The sequence below is a fragment of the Aeromonas sp. S15(2024) genome, assembly GCF_041402265.1.
GTDB lineage: Bacteria > Pseudomonadota > Gammaproteobacteria > Enterobacterales > Aeromonadaceae > Aeromonas > Aeromonas dhakensis.
This window is the reverse complement of the sequence record NZ_JBGLQY010000003.1, coordinates 382105-400631: the sequence shown is the minus strand read 5'-3', so window position 1 is coordinate 400631 and position 18527 is coordinate 382105. Positions and strand designations below refer to the sequence as shown.

Here is an 18527-nt window from a genome sequence, read left to right as displayed (position 1 = left end):
GTGTTGATCCACACGCCAGTTATATTGACCACAGCTGGCGATCAGCAGGCGCTTGATGGGGTGGTATTGAATCATGTCTCATCCTTGAAACGGGGACGCCAGCTGGGGGAGCGTTTGTCGAAGAAGGCTTGCATCCCCTCTTGGGCTTCGAGACCGACCCGTACCCGGGCGATGGTCTCAACGGTTTTCTCTTCGTGCAGGCTGGCGCTGTGGTTCTCGAGGGCGGCCAGCAGCCGCTTGGTCTCTTTCATCGCCTGGGGCCCGTTGCGGCACAGGCGCAGGGCCTGCGCGCGTCCTTCGGCCAGCAGCTGATCCGGCGGGCAGCGCCGGTGCGCCACGTTGAGGCGGCAGGCGGTGACCGCATCGAACGGTTCGGCGCTGAGCATCAGGGCGCGGGCCTGGCGCATTCCCATGGCGCGCACCACGTAGGGGCTGATCACCGCAGGCACCAGCCCGAGGCTCACCTCGGAGAGACAGAAGCGGGCGTCATCGGCGGCCAGCACCAGATCGCAGGCACAGATGAGGCCAAGCGCCCCGCCGTAGGCGGCCCCCTGCACCAGCGCCACCGTGGGGAAGGGGAGCTCGTCCAGGGTTTGCATCAGCCGGGCCAGCACCCGGGCGTCTTCCCGGTTGTGCTCGAAATCGGCGTGGGCCTGGTTGCGCATCCAGTTGAGGTCGGCGCCGGCGCAAAAATGCTTGCCTTCGGCGCGCAGCAGCAGGGCGTGGGGGCGGTCGGCGAGGGCCTGGCCGTGGGTGTGGGCCAGCTCGTCGAGGCAGTCCAGCAGCCCCAGCATGAGGTCGGCATCAAAGGCGTTGTGGCGGGCCGGGCGCGACAGCACCAGCTCGGCCAGCGGGCCGTGTCGCTCCAGCCGAAAACCGGACTGGGTGTCGTGACTGAGTGGATCGGACATGTTAACTCCTTACATCCGGAAGATGCCGTACTGTTCCGGGCCTGTCTCGGCCCCCTGGCAGGCCGCCAGCGCTAGGGCCAGCACGGTGCGACTCTGGGCCGGGTCGATGACGCCGTCATCCCACAGGCGAGCGCTGGCGTAATAGGGGTGGCCCTGACGCTCGTACTGCTCGATCACCGGGGCGCGGATGGCGGCCGCCTCCTGCTCGCTCAACGGCTTGCCCTCGGCGGCCAGCTTGTCCCGGCGTACCTGCACCAGCACCCCGGCCGCCTGCTCGCCGCCCATGACGGAGATGCGGCTGTTGGGCCAGCTGAACAGAAAATCGGGGTCGTAGGCACGCCCACACATGCCGTAGTTGCCGGCGCCAAAGCTGCCGCCGACGACCAGGGTGATCTTGGGCACCCGGCTGCAGGCCACCGCGGTGACCAGCTTGGCGCCGTGCTTGGCGATCCCCTCTTTTTCTGCGCTACTCCCCACCATAAAGCCGGTGATGTTCTGCAAAAAGAGCAGCGGAATGGCGCGCCGGTTGCAGAGCTGGATGAAGTGGGCCCCCTTCTGGGCGCTGTCGCTGTGCAGCACCCCGTTGTTGGCGAGGATCCCCACCGGCATGCCGCAGATCCGGGCAAAACCGGTGACAAGGGTAGTGCCGAACAGCGCCTTGAATTCGTCAAAGTCCGAGCCATCCACCAGTCGGGCGATCAGCTCCCGCGCGTCATAGGGGCGCTTGAGACTGGTGCCCACCAGGCCGTAGAGATCCTCGATGGGGTAGCAGGGGGGCTCGTAGCCGGGGTTGGTCTCTACCGGCTCGTTGCCCAGGTGGGTCACTAGGGTGCGGGCGATGGCCAGGGCGTGGGCATCGTCGCGGGCCATGTGATCCGCCACCCCGGAGTGGGCGCAGTGCACCTCGGCGCCGCCCAGGGCCTCGGCACTGATCTCCTCGCCGGTGGCGGCCTTGACCAGCGGCGGGCCCGCCAGAAAGATGGTGGCCTGTTCTTTGACCATGATCGACTCGTCCGCCATGGCGGGCACATAGGCGCCACCGGCAGTGCAGAGCCCCATCACCACCGCCAGCTGGGGGATGTTCTGGGCTGACATGCGGGCCTGGTTGTAGAAGATGCGGCCAAAGTGATCCCGGTCGGGGAACACCTCATCCTGCATCGGCAAGAAGGCGCCGCCGGAATCCACCAGATAGAGGCAGGGGAGGCGCAGTCGCTCGGCTATGGCCTGGGCGCGCAGGTGTTTTTTCACCGTGAGCGGGTAGTAGGTGCCGCCCTTTACGGTGGCATCGTTTACCACCAGCATGCACAGGCGCCCCGAGACCCTGCCGATGCCGGTGAGGATGCCGGCGGCAGGCACCGGCTCGTCATAGACCTGCCAGCCGGCCAGCGCCGAGAGTTCGAGAAAGGGGGAGCCCGGGTCCAGCAGCTGGTTGATGCGCTCGCGGGGCAGCAGCTTGCCGCGGGCCTGATGGCGGGCGTTGTTGGCCGCGCCGCCGCCCAAGGCTATCTCCTCCAGGCGGGCATTGAGATCGTCGACCAGGGCCTGCATGGCGGCCCGATTGGCCTCGTAGTCGGGACTGGCGGTGTCGAGGCGGGAGTGGAGCCTGCTCATGCGTTATCTCCCATCAGCTCGCGGCCGATGAGCCAGCGGCGGATCTCCGAGGTGCCGGCGCCTATTTCGTAGAGCTTGGCGTCCCGCAGCAGGCGGCCGGTGGGGTATTCGTTGATGTAGCCGTTGCCGCCAAGCAGCTGGATGGCATCGAGCGCCATCTGGGTGGCATTTTCGGCGGCAAACAGGATGGCGGCGGCGCAATCCTTGCGGCTGGTGCGGCCCTGATCGCAGGCGCTTGCCACCGAATAGACCAGCGCCCGGCTGCTGGCGAGGCGGGTATACATGTCGGCAAGCTTGCCCTGCACCAGCTGGAACTCACCGATGGCCTGGCCGAACTGCTTGCGCTCGCGCACATAGGGCAGCACCACGTCCATGCAGGCCTGCATAATGCCAAGGGGGCCGGCTGCCAGCACTACCCGCTCGTAGTCGAGCCCGCTCATCAGCACCTTGACCCCGCCGTGCAGGGGGCCCAGCAGGTTTTCCTGCGGCACCCGGCAGTTGTCGAACACCAGCTCGCAGGTGCTGGAGCCGCGCATGCCGAGCTTGTCGAGCTTCTGGGCGGTGGAAAAACCGGGAGTGCCCGCCTCGACGATAAAGGCAGAAATCCCTTTGGGCCCGGCGGCGGGATCCGTCTTGGCATAGATGACGAAGGTGTCGGCATCGGGCCCATTGGTGATCCACATCTTGTTACCGTTGAGCACGAAGTGATCCCCCTCGTGCACCGCGGTGAGGCGCATGCTCACCACGTCAGAGCCGGCGCCCGGTTCGCTCATGGCCAGCGCCCCCACATGCTCGCCGCTCACCAGCGGCGGCAGGTAGCGCGCTTTCTGCGCCGCCGTGCCGTGGCGGTGGATCTGGTTGATGCAGAGGTTGGAGTGGGCGCCGTAGGAGAGGCCGACCGAGGCGCTGGCGCGGCTCACCTGCTCCATCACCAGCACATGGGCCAGATAGCCGAGGTTCACCCCGTCATACTCCTCCGCCACCGTGATGCCGTGCAGCCCCAGCTCACCCATCTGGGGCCAGAGATCGCGGGGGAAGACGTTGCTCTGATCGATGTCGCCGGCCCGCGGCGCGATCACTTTCTGGCAGAAGGCCTCGACCTGCTCGGTCAGGGCGCTCAAGGTCTCGTCCATCACTGCATGCATCCTTGCTCTCCTCATATGAAGGGGTGACAGCCTGGCGGCCGAGCTGAAACAGGGGGCCAAACTGGTCAGTCCATTTGTGATTTAAGTTTACGTTAGCGTAAACGTAAATTGATTGTTAGTCTAAGGTAAATTTGTTGCGCCATGACGGCAAGGGCGATTGCCCGGTCGTGATGGTCCCCCGTCACAGGAGTGCCCATGGCCCGCCCGCAAACGGCCCATGATGTGCCAGCAAGGAGAGAGTGCCCATGAACAACCATCAGACCCGGTTCGGTGACGTGCCGCTGCACATCGGCGGGGAGGCGTACCCTTCCGCAAGCGAGCAGTGGATCGAGGTGACCGACCCGGCGGATCAGAGCCTGCTGGCGCGAGTGCCGAAGGCCACCTCGGCAGAAATTGAGCTGGCGGTGCGCACCGCCCACGACGCCTATCTGCTGTGGCGGGAGGTGCCGGCCTCCGAGCGGGCCCGGGTGATGTTCAACTACCAGCATCTCTTGAAGACGCATCATGACGAGCTGGCGGCCCTGCTGGCCCAGGAGACCGGCAAGAACCTGGCGGATGCCAAGGGGGATGTGTGGCGCGGCATCGAGGTGGTGGAGCAGGCCTGCGCCATCGCCAGCCAGACCCTGGGGGAGACCATGGGCAACGTGGCCCGCCGGGTCGACGGCCACTCCTGGGTGCAGCCGCTCGGGGTCTGCCTTGGCATCACCCCCTTCAACTTTCCGGCCATGATCCCGCTTTGGATGTTCCCGCTGGCGGTAGCCTGCGGCAACGGCTTCGTGCTCAAGCCCTCCGAGCAGGATCCGCTCACCCCCATGCGCCTGGCCGAGCTGTTTGCCGAGGCGGGGGCCCCCCGGGGCATTCTGTCGGTGGTGCACGGCGGCGCCGAGCAGGTGGATGCCCTGCTGGCCCATCCCGACATCAAGGCGGTCAGCTTCGTCGGCTCGGCCCGGGTCGGCGGCCACGTCTATCGCAGCGCCACTTCCCAGCTCAAGCGTGCCCAGTGCTTTGTCGGCGCCAAGAACCACATGGTGATCATGCCGGATGCCAACAAGGCGCAGGTGCTGAGCAACCTGGTGGGGGCCGGGGTCGGCGCCGCCGGTCAGCGCTGCATGGCCATCAGCGTGGCGGTGTTCGTGGGGAGCGCCCGGGAGTGGATCCCCGAGCTCGCCGCCGAGTTCGCCAAGGTAAAACCCGGCGTCTGGCACGATCCCGAAGCCGCCTACGGCCCCCTCATCAGCCCGGAGGCCAAAGTCAGGGTGGAGGGGCTTATCGAGGCGGGGATCGCCGAGGGGGCCGAGTGCCTTCTGGACGGCCGCTTCTGCGACGTGTCCGGCTACCCGGTGGGCAACTGGGTGGGGCCGACCCTGTTTCGCGGCGTGACTCCCGAGATGCGTATCTATAAGGAGGAGATCTTCGGGCCCGTGCTGGCCTGCCTCGAGGTGGCGAACCTCGATGAGGCGCTCGCCCTCATCAACGACAACCCCTACGGTAACGGCACCTCCATCTTCACCGGCTGCGGCGCCGCCGCCCGCAAATTCCGTCACGAGGTGGCGGTGGGCCAGGTGGGGATCAACGTGCCCATCCCGGTGCCGCTGCCGTTTTTCTCCTTCACCGGCTGGCGCGGCTCCTTCTACGGGGATCTGCACGCCTACGGCAAGCAGGCGGTGCGTTTTTACACCGAGACCAAGACGGTGACCGAACGCTGGTTCGACGAAGACATCCCGACCGGCCCCAACATGACCATCCAGCTGCGCTGACGGCAGGATGCCGCCCGGGTTGTCCGGGCGCCCCATTGACAGACACGGAACGACCGAACAAGTAAAAGGAAGCGAACAAGATGGATTTTAACCTGACCCCGGATCAGCAGGCCTATGTGGAGGCCGCCAGCGCTTTTGCCGAGGAGGCGCTCAAGCCCCACGCCGCGCGCTGGGACAAGGAACATGAATTTCCCGTCCCCACCATCAAGCAGGCGGCGGCGCTTGGCTTTTGCGGCCTCTACACCCCGGAGCAGTATGGCGGCCTCGGCCTGCCGAGACTCGATGCCAGCCTTATCTTCGAGCGCCTCGCCATGGGCTGCACCTCCACCACCGCCTATCTGACCATCCACAACATGGTGAGCTGGATGCTGGGCAGCTGGTTGCCTGCCGAGGTGGCCGAGGAGTGGGTACCGAGGCTGGCCAGCGGCGAGCTGCTGGGCTCTTATTGCCTCACCGAGCCAGGGGCCGGCTCCGATGCGGCGGCCCTCAAGACCCGCGCCGTGCGCGATGGCGAGGATTACGTCATCGATGGCAGCAAGGTGTTCATCTCGGGTGCCGGCAGCACCGACGTGCTGGTGGTGATGGCCCGCACCGGTGGCGAGGGGGCGAAGGGGATCTCCGCCTTCATGGTGCCGGCCCAGACCCCCGGCGTGAGTTACGGCAAGGCGGAGGAGAAGATGGGCTGGAACAGCCAGCCGACCCGGGAGGTGAACTTCAGCGCCGTGCGCATTCCCGCTCGTTACCGGCTGGGGCAGGAGGGCGAGGGGTTCAAGTTCGCCATGCAGGCACTCGATGGCGGGCGCATCAACATTGCCACCTGTTCGGTCGGCACCGCCCAGCAGGCCCTCGACGATGCCCTGGCCCATGTGCAGCAGCGCCAGCAATTTGGCCACCCGATCAGCGAATTCCAGAGCGTGCAGTTCCGCCTGGCCGACATGGCCACCGAGCTCGCGGCCGCCCGGCTGCTGGTGCGTCAGGCGGCCGCGAGACTCGATGCTGGCGCGCCGGACAAGAGCGCCTGGTGCGCCATGGCCAAGCGCTTTGCCACCGATGTGGGCCACCGCATCTGCGACGACGCCCTGCAACTCTTTGGCGGCTATGGTTATATCCGCGAGTACCCGCTCGAGCGCTACCTGCGCGATACCCGGGTTCACCGCATTCTGGAGGGGACGAATGAAGTGATGCGGCTCATCATCGCCCGCCGTCTGCTGGCCGAGCCCGGTCTGGCGCTGGAGTAGCGAGAGGGGGCCGCCCTGACGACGCGGTTGGCGTGACTCGTCGTCAGGCTTTGTGAGCCAGCCGCAGGTCGGCTCCATTCAACCCTGTCATCATGGGGCAGGTTTTTTGACAAGGACAACGCAATGACAAGGATCAGGCTCGAATATCACGGTCACGTGGCCTACATCACCCTCGACCATCCTCCCGCCAACACCTGGACGCTCGCCAGCCTGCAGGCTTTCCTGCAGATGATGGTGGAGCTCGACGGCCGCCCCGACGTGGTGGCGCTGGTGATCCGCGGGGCCGGGGACAAGTTCTTCTGTGCCGGCGCCGATCTCAACATGTTTGCCGACGGCAACGTCGAGCACGCCCGCGAAGTGGCCGAGGCCTTTGGCCGCGCCTTCGAGGCGCTGGCGCGCTTTCACGGGGTCAGCATCGCCGCCATCAACGGCTACGCCATGGGGGGCGGCCTCGAGGTAGCGCTGGCCTGCGACATCCGCATCGCCGAGCAGCAGGCCAAGCTGGGCCTGCCGGAGGCCTCGGTGGGCTTGCTGCCCTGCGCCGGCGGTACCCAGCGCCTCACCGAACTGGTGGGGCCGGGCTGGGCCAAGCGGATGATCCTCTGCGGCGAGAAGGTGAGCGCCACCCTGGCCTACGAGATGGGGCTGGTGGAGGAGGTGGTGAAGGAGGGCCACGCCTGGGAGGCGGCGCACCAGATGGCCCAGTTGGTGGAGCGCCAGAGCCCGAGCGCCCTGCGCGCCTGCAAGACCCTCATCAATCAGGGGCGCAGCGGCCATCGGGACGCGGCGCTGCCGCTCGAGCGCAGCCTGTTCCTCACCCTGTTTGAGGATGCCAACCAGCGCGAAGGGGTGGCCGCCTTCCTCGAGAAGCGGGCCCCGCGCTGGCACTACGACCAACCCACGCCGTTGAAAAGGGAGTGAAGGATGAATGAGGTAATGATGGCGGCCCGCCGTGTCACAGGGGCTGATACCCGGTCTGCGGGGGCCAGCCATGAGTGAGCCTGTGCGCATCGAGACCCACCCCACCGCGGATGGTCGCCACATCGGCATGCTGACCCTGGCCAGCCCCGCCTCCCTCAATGCCCTGAGCCTTGAGATGATCCAGTTGTTGCAGGCGGCGCTGACCCGCTGGGAGCAGGATCCGGCCATCGTCTGCGTGCTGCTGCAGGGGGCCGGCGAGAAGGCGTTTTGCGCCGGTGGCGACATCCGCTCTTTTTATTACCGCAAGCAGGAGGCGAGCGAGTCGGCACTGTTTGGTTATGCCCGTGACTTCTTTGAGCAGGAGTACCGGCTCGATCACCACATCCACTGCTACAGCAAGCCCCTCATCTGCGTGGCGGACGGCATCTGCATGGGGGGCGGCATTGGCCTCTTTGCCGGGGCCGGTTTTCGGGTGGTGACCGAGAAGAGCCTGTTCGCCATGCCGGAGGTGACCATAGGCCTCTACCCGGATGTGGGGGCAAGCTGGTTTTTGAGCCGGATGCCGGGCCGGCTCGGGCTCTGGCTCGGCCTCACCGGGGCCCGCTTCAACGGGGCGGACGCCATCGGTCTGGCTCTGGCGGATCACGCCATGGCGAGCTACGAGCGGGCGGAGCTGCCGGCGCGCCTCGCCGCCCTCGACTGGTCCGGCGCTGTCGATGCCAGCGAGCAGATCGAGGGGTTGCTGGCCGGTTTGCAGCAATCTCTTGGCCAGACGCTGCCAGCCCCCGTGCTGCTACCCCACCAGGCCCGCATCGATATGCTGTTGGCCGGTCGCTCCCTGCAAGGGGTGTTGGCACGCCTCAAGGGGGCCGAGCTGGACGAACCGGCGCTGGCCCAGGCGCGGGCGACCTGCCAGAGCGGCAGCCCCATCAGTCGCGCCATTCTCTGGCGCCAGTTCTGGCAGGCACGGCGCCAGTCGCTGGCCGAGGTGTTTGCCGACGAGCTGACCCTCTCGGTCAACTGCGTGCTCAGAGGGGACTTCGTCGAAGGGGTGCGGGCTCTGCTCATCGACAAGGACAAATCCCCCCGCTGGCAGGCCCCGCAGACGGGTGAGGCCTGGCTGGATGCCTTCTATCGTTGGCCCGAGGGGGACAACCCCTTGCGCCCCCGTTGACGCGGGATCACACACAAGGAACAGACCATGACAAGGATTGGATTTATCGGGCTTGGCAACATGGGGGGCCCCATGGCCGCCAACCTGGCCAGGGCGGGGCACAGGGTGCAGGTGTTTGATCTGGTGGCCGACAGCCTGACCCGCGCCATCGAGGCTGGCTGCATCGCCGCCGGCGATGCCCGTGAGGCGGTGAGCGGCTGCGAGCTGGTGATCAGCATGCTGCCGGCGGGGGAGCATGTGCGCAGCCTCTGGCTTGGCGAGAGCGCCGGTGAGCGGGGTGGGCAGGATCTGCTGGCGGCCCTGCCGCACGGCGCCCTGGTCATCGACTGCTCCACCATAGACGTGGCCTCGGCCCGCCAGGTGGGGGCGGCGGCGCAGGCGCGCGGCATCCGTTTTCTCGATGCTCCGGTGTCGGGAGGGGTGGCCGGCGCGGCGGCGGGGACGCTGACCTTCATCGTCGGCGGCGAACAGGCGGATTTTGAGGCGGCCAAACCCGTGCTCGCCTGCATGGGGCAGAACCTGTTTCACGCCGGGGCGCTCGGTGCCGGCCAGATCGCCAAGATGTGCAACAACATGCTGCTTGCCATCCACATGGCGGGCACTGCGGAAGCGCTGGCGCTCGGGGTCAAGGAGGGGCTGGATCCGGGCGTGCTCTCCACCATCATGGGCAAGAGCTCGGGCAACAACTGGAGCCTGGAGCGCTACAACCCCTGGCCCGGGGTGATGGAGAACGTGCCGGCGTCGCGCAACTATCAGGGGGGCTTCATGACCCGGTTGATGGTCAAAGACCTGGGGCTCGCCATGGCCCTGGCCGAGCATGCCCACAGCGCCGTGCCCATGGGGGCGCTGGCCCGCAACCTCTTCAACCTGCACGCCACCAAGGGGCAGGGGGGCCGGGATTTTTCCAGCATCGTCGAACTCTATCTGGACAAGACAGAGCCGGGTTAAGGGCCGCTATCTACCTTTTTACCCGATAGTCTTTGACTCGATAGTCACCGGCCATCTCACCAGGAGCATTTATGGATATCACACAGAAAGTCATCGCCATCACGGGGGCGGGCAGGGGGCTGGGCCGCGCCATCGCCCTGAGTCTGGCGGAACAGGGGGCGCAGCTTGCGCTCATCGACGTCAACCGCACCGATCTGGAGGTGACCGAGGCGGAGGTGCGCAGCCGTGACGGCCGCTGCGCCCTGTTCGTCTGCAACGTGGCGAGCGAGCCGGAGGTCGAGGCGACCTTCGCCGCCATCAAGGATCAGTTCGGTGCCCTGCACGGCCTCGTCAACTGCGCCGGCATACTGCGGGACGGCATGCTGATCAAGGTGAAGGAGGGGTTGCTTGCGGAGAAGATGAGCCTGGCCCAGTGGCAGAGCGTCATCGACGTCAACCTCACCGGCACCTTCCTGTGCGGGCGCGAGGGGGCGGCGCTGATGGCCACCGGCGGGGAGGGGGGCGTCATCATCAACATCTCCTCCATCGCCCGCGCCGGCAACATGGGCCAGAGCAACTATGCCGCCAGCAAGGCAGGGGTGGCCTCCCTGGTGGTCACCTGGGGGAAGGAGCTGGCCCGCCACGGCATCCGGGTGATGGGCATCGCCCCCGGGGTGTTTGCCACCGACATGACGGCGGCGATGAAGCCCGAAGCCATGGCCCGCATGCAGCAGGCCATCCCGGTGGGGAGCCTCGGGCAGGCGGCGCAACTGGCCCAGACGGTGCATTTTATTCTCGCCAATGACTATCTGTCGGGGCGGATGATCGAGCTGGACGGCGGCTTACGCCTCTAAATTCCAGCTCCCTTTTGCAGATGCCCCTGGCCCTCGGCGCAGGGGCATTTTTATTGAAACGTTTGTCAGCAGTCAGGTTTGCCGAGCTCGGCTGCAAGCTGCATTCTCATGCAGGTCTTATCCGCAAAAAGGGGGCTCAGGTCATGGAAAAATGTGAAATATCAACGGGTCTTTCTTAATTTGAACCAGCTCACAGGCCCCCGGGGTCAGTGCTGTAAAATTGCGCGCGGTCAAGGCGGTGCATGATTGACGGTACGAGGGATTGCGGTCGGAATAGTCATGCAATATAGTTGCCGCCTTTTTCACGGGGTACGGATTTCTAGCCCCTCCCATATTGCGCGCAGTATGAATACGGACGCTCTGCCGCCGCCTAATTAAACAGGATTGAGATGGACAAGAAACTGGGGCTTGGCGCCCTCATCTCGCTGGTGATCGGCTCCATGGTCGGTGCCGGGGTCTTCAGTCTGCCGCAAAACATCGCCGCTCATGCCAGTGCCGGGGCCGTCGCTTTGGGATGGGTCATCACAGGTATCGGCATGATCTGCCTCGCGCTGGTGTATCAGAACCTCTCCATGCGTCGCCCGGATCTCGATGGCGGCATCTTCAGCTATGCCAAGGCCGGTTTCGGCGATTTCATCGGCTTCAACGCTGCCTGGGGCTACTGGCTCTGCCAGCTGCTGGCCAACGTCTCCTACGCCATCGTGGTGTTCAGTGCGCTGAGCTACTTCTTCGATACACCGGACAACGTCATCTTCGGTGACGGCAACACCCCGGTGGCCATCACGCTCGCCTCCATCCTCATCTGGTCGGTACACGCCCTGGTGCTGCGCGGCATCCAGGTGGCGGCGCTGGTGAACATAGTCACCACCATCGCCAAGATGGTGCCCCTCATCGTCTTCTGCGTGGCCATCCTGCTCGCCTTCAACATGGATACCTTCACCCTGGACATCTGGGGTCAGGGTACCCCTGAGCTGGGCTCCGTGATGGATCAGGTCAAGTCCACCATGAAGGTGACGCTCTGGGTCTTCATCGGTATCGAGGGGGCCGTGGTGGTCTCCGCCCGTGCTCGCCATCGCAAGGACGTAGGCCGTGCCACCGTGCTGGCGCTGCTGGGGGCCCTGACGCTCTACGTCATGGTGACCCTGTTCTCGCTGGGGGTCATGAACCAGCCGCAACTGGCGGCCCTCAAGAACCCCTCCACCGCCATGATCCTGGAAGCCGTGGTCGGCCCCTGGGGCGCCTGGCTCATCAACATCGGCCTGGTGATCTCGGTGATGGGGGCCCTGCTGAGCTGGACCGTGCTGGCGGCGGAAGTGCCCTACATCGCGGGCAAGACCGGCGTCTTCCCCGGCTGGTTCGCCAAAGAGAACAAGAACGGCTCGCCGCAGGTGTCGCTCTGGTGCTCCACCTGCCTGGTACAGACCTTCCTCATCATCATCTACTTCCAGAGCAGCACCTATCTGGCGCTGGTCAACATCGCCACCTCGGCGGCGCTGGTGCCCTACGTCTTCTCCGGCGCCTACGGGCTGAAGCTGGCGCTGAAAGGGGAGACCTATGCAGGTCAGCCCCATCAGCGCAAGCGCGACCTCTTCCTGGCGCTGGTGGCGACCGTCTACGGCTGCTGGCTGGTCTATGCCGCCGGGGTCGAGTACCTGCTGCTGGTAGCGCTGCTCTACAGCCCCGGCATCTTCATCTACTGGAAGGCGCGCCAGCACCATGGGCTGCGCGGCCTCAACCGGCTGGAGCAGGGGATGACGGCGGCCCTGCTCGGTTGCGCCGTGCTGGCCTTCTACAAGGTGATGGACGGTACCATTCCCTTGAGTTAACCGGCACAATAAAGAGATGGCCCAAGGGCCATCTCTTTTTTTATGTGCTGCACACGACCTAGTGCGCGGCAGAGCCTCGGAAGGAATTTTTATGCTGTTTATGGGTTATCTGCTGCTGGGGGCATTCGCCGGCATGCTGGCGGGGTTGTTCGGCATCGGCGGCGGTCTCATCATAGTGCCCGTGCTGGTGCTGAGCTTTCACGCCCAGGGCGTCGCCCCCGACATCATTACCCATCTGGCACTCGGCACCTCGCTGCCCACGATGATCTTCACCGGCTTCAGCTCCCTGCGCGCCCACCAGGAGGCCGGGGCGGTGGACTGGGTAATGATCCGCCGGCTTGGCGCCGGCATGCTGGTCGGGGCCTGGCTCGGCGGCATGACCGCCAATCTGCTCAGCGCCAGTACCCTCAACATCATCATCGGCTGCTTCGCCTGGACCATGGCGCTGCAGATGGGGCTCAATCTCAAGCCCAAGGCGGAGCGTCATCTGCCGGGGGCGCTCGGCACCGGCATCGCCGGCACCCTCATCGGCTGGATGTCTGCACTGTTTGGCATCGGTGGCGGCTCGCTGACCGTGCCTTATCTGAGCTGGAACAGCGTGCCGATGCGCAACGCCGTGGCGGCCTCCGCCGCCTGCAGCATGCCCATCGCCCTGGCGGGCAGCCTCAGCTACCTCTACGCCGGCTGGGGCAACCCGGATCTGCCAGAGTGGAGCCTGGGTTACATCTATCTGCCGGCGCTGCTCGGCATAGTGCTCACCAGTACCCAGTTTGCCCGGGTGGGGGCCAAACTGGCGCACCGGCTCTCGCCCCAGCGGCTCAAGCAGGCGTTCGCCCTGCTGATGTTGCTGGTGGGGGCCAAATTCATGCTGTTTAGCTGAACCCTTGGCCAGATTGTTGAAAAATAAGGCGAACGGCACGAGCAAGGGCAGAAAGCCGTTGCATTGATGGGCCAGTTTGCCTATTCTCCTCGCCGGTGGTCCTATTGGTCCTCTCGCATTGATAACCCGTCGACCTGGTCAGGACCGGAAGGTAGCAGCCAAGGCGGGGGACTCGAGTGCCGGGATGTGGCTGGTAGGGCCACCACTTGTTTCTGAAATTCAATAAGTTACCTATCAATCTCTCTTCAGACCTCTTGGTCATCCACTTGATGTGGATGAGCCTGGCGTCTTCATCCCATATTTCCGATTCTCTGCCACAAGCTCTCAGGTGCGACCGCAAGGTGGCTCTGGCGTCCAGCGCAAACGTCCTCTTGATCTTCCACGTAGTTCCCTTGGGATCATGTTTCCCTCAGTCACTGCCCGTGGCCTCTATTGCCATTGCATTCTCTTTGTTCTCACCACGCTACAACCCCTTTTTTGAAAGAGAAGGGCTTGCCGTATGCCTACGGCCAGGCGCTGGAAAGCGCCAGACCGTCGGCAAGCCCGAGCACTGACTGGTGGCGCGTGAACCACTTGCTGGCCTGACGGGCAACGGCCAGCACTGGGGGATCAGGACAGCAGCGCTCGCTTCTCGATCAGGAAATCCATCAGCGCCCGGATCTTGGCCGGCATCTGGGCCCGCGACGGCACATAGAGATAAAACCCTGGGAAGGGGGGGCACCAGGGGGCGAGCACCCGCACCAGTGAGCCGTCACTCAGGTAATGGCGCACCCGCAGATCCAGGTGTTTGACCAACCCCACCCCCTGCAGGGCCGCCTGCAGCATGCTGTCGTCGTCGTTGAACACGGCGTTGCCCTTGGGATCGACGATCTGGGTGTGCTGCTCCTCATCGGGGGAGGTAAACGACCAGCGGTCTATGGTGTTGCTGGAGGTGAAGCGGTAGGCCAGGCAGTTGTGCCGGGTGAGATCGCCCGGGGTCTGCGGCGTGCCATGCTGCCTGAAATAGTCGGGGGCACCGACGATGGCCATGGTCAAAGGGGGGGTGATGGGCACCGCCACCACGTGTTCATCCAGGCTCTCTCCCAGGCGAATGCCGGCATCCATCCCGTCGGCGATGATGTTGGAAAACCCGTCCGCCATCACCAGCTCCAGCCGCAGTTTGGGATGGCGCGCCAGAAACTCCCCCATGTGGGGCTCGAGCAGCAGCCTGGCGGCGATGCGCGAGCTGTTGATGCGAATAAGGCCCGAGGGCTCAAGGTGGGAGTCATTAAGTTCGCTCACCACCCGCTCGATGGCCGTGAGGGAGGGTTGCAGCACATCCAGCAGGCGCCGTCCCTCCTCGGTCAGCGACATGTCGCGAGTGGTGCGGTTGAGCAGCCGTACCTGCAGCTGCTGCTCCAGCCCCTTCAGGTGCTGGGAGAGGGCGGCGCGGGTCACCCCCATCTCGGTGGCGGCCTTGGTGAAGCTGCGATGGCGGGCGATGTGGGCAAACCACGTCAGTGACGCGACGAGTGAAGGTTCCATGGGCATTTGTTTAGCCTGGCTAATCAGTCATGTCTTGATAGGTGCGTATATCTAGCTCAATAGACTTACTACTATTAGCTCGAACTCGCGTCAAGCATGACGCTCCTGAACCTAACGGAGAGCCCGACCATGTCCCACGTCACCTTCCCCAATCGCAACGGCCAAGGCATCACCATGGCCGCCATCGTTCACTTCCCGCCGCACTTCGATGAGCGCAAGCAGTACCCGGCGGTCGTGGTTTCCCACCCCGGCGGCGGGGTGAAGGAGCAGACCGCGGGCCTGTACGCCAGCAAGCTGGCCGAGCAGGGTCTCATCGCCATCGCCTTTGACCGCTCCTATCAGGGCGAGAGCTCGGGCGAGCCGCGCCAGCTGGAGAACCCCCATGTCAGCAGCGAGGACGTCAGCGCCGTGGTGGACTACCTGACCACGCTGCCCTATGTCGATCAGAACCGGATCGGGGCCATGGGCATCTGCGCCGGTGCCGGCTACAGCGCCAATGCCGCCATCCAGGATCGCCGCATCAAGGCGCTCGGCATGGTCAGCGCGGTCAACATCGGCCAGATGTTCCGTAATGGCTGGGACAACAGCGTCAAGGATGCCGATGCCATGGGCTATCTGGCGTTCGGCTCCCAGGCCCGCACCGCAGATGCGACCGGCACCGCCTACGCCACCATCCCCTTGGCGCCCCTGCGTGAAGAGGATGCTCCCAACGAGGAGCTGCGCGAAGCCTGGGAGTACTACCACACCCCGCGCTGCGAGCACCCCAACGCACCGGGCTTTGCGCTGACCCGCAACCTGAACCAGATCATCACCTACGACGCCTATCACAAGGCGGAGGCCTTCCTGACCCAGCCGATCCTGGCGGTGACAGGAAGTGTGGCCGGCAGCAAGTGGATGAGCGATGACCTGCTGGCGCGCGCCGCGAGCACAGACAAGACCCTGCATGTGGTGGAGGGGGCCAACCACATGTCCCTCTACGATGTGCCCCGCTATGTCGACGAGGCCGTCGCCAAGCTGGCCCCCTTCTTCCTGCGAACCCTGAACTAATCGGCCCGCGAGAGGGGGAGGCCCCTCTCGCTTATCGAGGAGCATCATCATGAGCCATGTATTGAACCTGACCTATCAGAACCTGGGCTGGCAGACGGCGGCCGACCTCTACCTGCCGCCCGATTTCGACGAGCAAAAGCGCTACCCGGCCATCGTCAGCACTCACCCCATCGGCAGCTGCAAGGAGCAGACCGCCGGCAATGTCTACGCCAAGGGGCTGGCTGCGGCGGGGTTCGTGGTGCTGGTGCCCGACGCCAGCTTCCAGGGGGCCAGCGGCGGTGAGCCGCGCTTTATCGAGGATCCGGCGATTCGGGTCTCCGACATCCGCTTCGCGGTGGATTACCTGCAATCCCTCTCTTACGTGGACAGCGATCGCATCGGCGCCATCGGCGTGTGCGGCGGCGGCGCCTACACCATCCATGCGGGCATCACGGATCACCGCCTCAAGGCGCTGGTCTCCATCACAGGGGTCAACTATGGCCGCCTGATCCGCGAAGGCTTCGCCCAGTTCAAGCCTCTTGAGCTGGCCCAGAGCATAGCCCGGATGCGCACGGCCCAGGCACAAGGGAGCGCCACTGAACCCGCCGATCTGCTGCCGGCGTCAGTGGCGGCGGCCACCGCGGCAGGCATCACCGACATCGACGTGCTGGAGGCCACCGAGTACTACAAGACGGCGCGTGGTCAGCAACCTCACGGTGCGACCCGCCAGCTGATGTCCTTCACCGGCGCCGCCATGGGGTGGGATGCCTTCCTCCATGCCGAGGTGCTGCTGACCCAGCCGCTGATGGTGGTCATCGGCGACAAGGCGGGGGGCTTTGGGGCCTATCGGGATGGTTGGGAGATCTACGGCCGCGCCGCCTCCACCGACAAGCACATTGTCGTGGCCGAAGGTTGGTCCCATTACGACCTCTACGACAAACCCGAGCCGGTGGCCATCGCCATGGCAAGCCTCGTGCCCTTCTTCCAGCGCACCCTGTGATCCAGCGGTGGGGGCATCCCCACCCATTCAAGCGACAAGGTAAACCGATATGCGAAACGTATTGATCCTCGGCGCCAGCGGCCAGATAGCCCGGTGGGTGGTCAAGGGGCTCGCCGGGCAGGGCGACATCCGCCAGACCCTGCTGCTGCGCGACCCCAAAAAGTTGAGCGGCCGTGAGCCGGCCAACGCCAGGGTGGTGATCGGCAGCGTGCTGGACAAGCCGCTGCTCAAGGAGGCGATGGCAGGACAAGAGATCGTCTACGCCAACCTCAGTGGCGACAACCTGGACAAACAGGCCCAGGCGGTCATCACCGCCATGCAGGCCGCTGGGGTGAAGCGCCTAGTCTTCGTGCTGTCCCTCGGGATCTACGACGAGGTGCCCGGCAAGTTCGGCCAGTGGAATCGCGGCATCATCGGCGAGGAGCTTAAACCGTACCGCCGTGCTGCAGACGCCATCGAGGCATCGGGGCTCGCTTACACCATCTTGCGTCCGGCCTGGCTGACCGATGAGGATCAGGTGGATTACGAGCTGACCGCCAAGGGCCAGCTTTTCCAGGGCACTGTGGTGTCGCGCAGGAGCGTGGGGGATCTCATCACCCGGATCCTGGTCTCGCCCGAACTGCATCTGGGGGAGAACCTTGGCATCCACCAACCCGGCAGCGAGGGCGACAAGCCGTACTTCATGTAAGGGAAGGCCTGGGCGCTGGTCTGCGGCACCGGGACGGGGGTGCGGGCGTCATGTCGCTTGCAGCGACGCCATGCCGGCCCGATGGGCCTGCTCCAGTTCATCCTGGTCGAGCACATAGGCGCGGTTGTCCGCGAGGCTGGCTATCGCCAGATCGATGAAGTGGCGTACCCGGGCGGGCTGGGCGGCGCGACTGCCGTAGTAGAGAAACAGGCCGAGCCGCTGGGTCATGTGCTCGAGCAGCAAGGGCACCAGGCGGCCGGCGCGGATATGCGCCGCCGCCGTCGGCCCGGCCAGCTGGCCGATGACATCGCCGGCCAGCACGGCCCCCAGCTCCACCATCTCGTCGTTGGTGGAGAGCGCCGGGCGCACCGGATGCTCCTGCAGTTCGTCCCCCATCTTGACGTACCAGGGGATCAGGCGTCCGTTGCCCGCGTGGCGAAAGGCACTGCAGCGATGCAGGGCAAGGTCGTGCAGGGTGAGGGGCACGCCATATTTGCGCAGATACGCGGGGGCGGCGCAGATGATGAGCTGCATGGGGAACAGGCGGCGCGCGATCAGCCCCTCCTGGGGCGAGATGCCGATGCGCAGCCCCACATCGACCCGCTCTTCCACCCAGTTGCCGACCCTGTCATCGAGCCGGATATCCGGCTGCACATCGGGATAGCGGCGGCAGTACTCCCCCAGCAGCGGCCCTATGACCGTCTGCACCACGGAGCGCGGGCCCACTATTCGCAGCGGGCCGGCGAACTCCTCACGGGTCTGGCGCGCCGCCGTCAGGGCCTGCTGCAGGCCGAGCAGGGCAGGCTGCGCCGCCTCCAGAAATCGTTGCCCCTCTTCGGTCAGCGACATGCTGCGGGTGGTGCGATGAAACAGGCGTACCCCCAGATAGCTTTCCAGCTGCCCGAGCGCCTTGCTGGCGGCCTGGGGAGAGATCTGCTGGGCCTCGGCCGCCTTGCTGAGGCTGCCCAGCTCGGCCGTGTGTACGAAGGTGGTGATGGAGCGCAATTCGTTGATCATGGTCTGGCTCATGGATTTACATCATTTG

At 65.3% G+C, this 18527-nt stretch carries 16 protein-coding genes and 1 other RNA gene; 12 read left to right on the top strand and 5 right to left on the bottom strand.

All coding sequences use genetic code 11. From position 1 onward, the window contains the following. Positions 1–71: 71 nt before the first annotated feature. From ACB033_RS09125 to ACB033_RS09115, 3 genes are read right to left on the bottom strand one after another with little or no spacing between them, the layout of a single operon-like run. Positions 72–911, bottom strand: a complete 840-nt coding sequence (locus tag ACB033_RS09125) for an enoyl-CoA hydratase-related protein (RefSeq protein ID WP_017764325.1) — start codon at positions 909–911, stop codon at positions 72–74. Between the two features lie 9 nt (positions 912–920). Next, positions 921–2522 (bottom strand): carboxyl transferase domain-containing protein, encoded by a 1602-nt coding sequence (locus tag ACB033_RS09120; RefSeq protein ID WP_371140473.1) that lies wholly within the window; start codon positions 2520–2522, stop codon positions 921–923. After that, positions 2519–3667, bottom strand: a complete 1149-nt coding sequence (locus ACB033_RS09115) for an isovaleryl-CoA dehydrogenase (protein ID WP_017786947.1) — start codon at positions 3665–3667, stop codon at positions 2519–2521. Before ACB033_RS09115 ends, ACB033_RS09120 begins: the two co-directional genes overlap by 4 nt. A gap of 245 nt (positions 3668–3912) precedes the next feature. On the opposite strand from ACB033_RS09115, the gene ACB033_RS09110 reads away from it, so the two are divergent. From ACB033_RS09110 to ffs, 9 genes are all read left to right on the top strand, one after another. Next, positions 3913–5424, top strand: coding sequence for a CoA-acylating methylmalonate-semialdehyde dehydrogenase (locus ACB033_RS09110; RefSeq protein ID WP_371140472.1), 1512 nt, complete (start codon positions 3913–3915; stop codon positions 5422–5424). Positions 5425–5504: 80 nt separating this feature from the next. Next, positions 5505–6662 carry an acyl-CoA dehydrogenase family protein gene (locus tag ACB033_RS09105; protein ID WP_025201631.1) on the top strand — a complete coding sequence of 386 codons (1158 nt, stop codon included), beginning with the start codon at positions 5505–5507 and terminating at the stop codon, positions 6660–6662. A gap of 123 nt (positions 6663–6785) precedes the next feature. Then, positions 6786–7583, top strand: coding sequence for an enoyl-CoA hydratase (locus ACB033_RS09100; RefSeq protein WP_016350891.1), 798 nt, complete (start codon positions 6786–6788; stop codon positions 7581–7583). A gap of 70 nt (positions 7584–7653) precedes the next feature. Continuing rightward, entirely contained in the window at positions 7654–8757 is a 1104-nt protein-coding gene (locus tag ACB033_RS09095; protein WP_371140471.1) for an enoyl-CoA hydratase/isomerase family protein, read from the top strand. Between the two features lie 27 nt (positions 8758–8784). Then, on the top strand, positions 8785–9705 hold the full coding sequence (gene mmsB / locus ACB033_RS09090; RefSeq protein WP_371140470.1) for a 3-hydroxyisobutyrate dehydrogenase: 921 nt from the start codon (positions 8785–8787) through the stop codon (positions 9703–9705). A 71-nt stretch (positions 9706–9776) separates the two neighbouring features. Further along, on the top strand, positions 9777–10538 hold the full coding sequence (locus tag ACB033_RS09085; RefSeq protein WP_017786952.1) for an SDR family oxidoreductase: 762 nt from the start codon (positions 9777–9779) through the stop codon (positions 10536–10538). 389 nt (positions 10539–10927) lie between these two features. Continuing rightward, complete coding sequence (arcD, locus tag ACB033_RS09080) at positions 10928–12364, top strand: arginine-ornithine antiporter (protein ID WP_371140469.1); 1437 nt, start codon at positions 10928–10930, stop codon at positions 12362–12364. A 91-nt stretch (positions 12365–12455) separates the two neighbouring features. Next, positions 12456–13244: a sulfite exporter TauE/SafE family protein gene (locus ACB033_RS09075; RefSeq protein WP_017779682.1), complete on the top strand. Its 789-nt coding sequence runs from the start codon at positions 12456–12458 to the stop codon at positions 13242–13244. A 102-nt stretch (positions 13245–13346) separates the two neighbouring features. After that, positions 13347–13443: signal recognition particle sRNA small type (ffs, locus tag ACB033_RS09070), an RNA gene on the top strand. Between the two features lie 410 nt (positions 13444–13853). Here the strand turns inward: ffs and ACB033_RS09065 are convergent. Further along, positions 13854–14774 (bottom strand): LysR family transcriptional regulator, encoded by a 921-nt coding sequence (locus ACB033_RS09065; RefSeq protein ID WP_139725839.1) that lies wholly within the window; start codon positions 14772–14774, stop codon positions 13854–13856. Positions 14775–14897: 123 nt separating this feature from the next. Here ACB033_RS09065 and ACB033_RS09060 point away from each other — a divergent pair, with 123 nt between their 5' ends. Genes ACB033_RS09060 through ACB033_RS09050 form a run of 3 tightly spaced genes read left to right on the top strand, consistent with a single transcriptional unit; the run spans position 14898 to position 17482 of the window. Further along, a complete protein-coding gene (locus tag ACB033_RS09060) occupies positions 14898–15815 on the top strand; it encodes an alpha/beta hydrolase (protein ID WP_371140468.1) in 918 nt (305 codons plus the stop codon). A 49-nt stretch (positions 15816–15864) separates the two neighbouring features. Next, on the top strand, positions 15865–16794 hold the full coding sequence (locus tag ACB033_RS09055; protein WP_139725841.1) for an alpha/beta hydrolase: 930 nt from the start codon (positions 15865–15867) through the stop codon (positions 16792–16794). Positions 16795–16843: 49 nt separating this feature from the next. Continuing rightward, positions 16844–17482, top strand: coding sequence for an SDR family oxidoreductase (locus tag ACB033_RS09050; RefSeq protein ID WP_139725842.1), 639 nt, complete (start codon positions 16844–16846; stop codon positions 17480–17482). Between the two features lie 48 nt (positions 17483–17530). On the opposite strand, the gene ACB033_RS09045 is transcribed toward ACB033_RS09050, so the two are convergent. Further along, the gene (locus tag ACB033_RS09045) at positions 17531–18511 is read right to left on the bottom strand and encodes a LysR family transcriptional regulator (RefSeq protein WP_139725843.1); all 981 of its coding nucleotides are present in this window, start codon (positions 18509–18511) and stop codon (positions 17531–17533) included. Positions 18512–18527 lie beyond the last annotated feature (16 nt).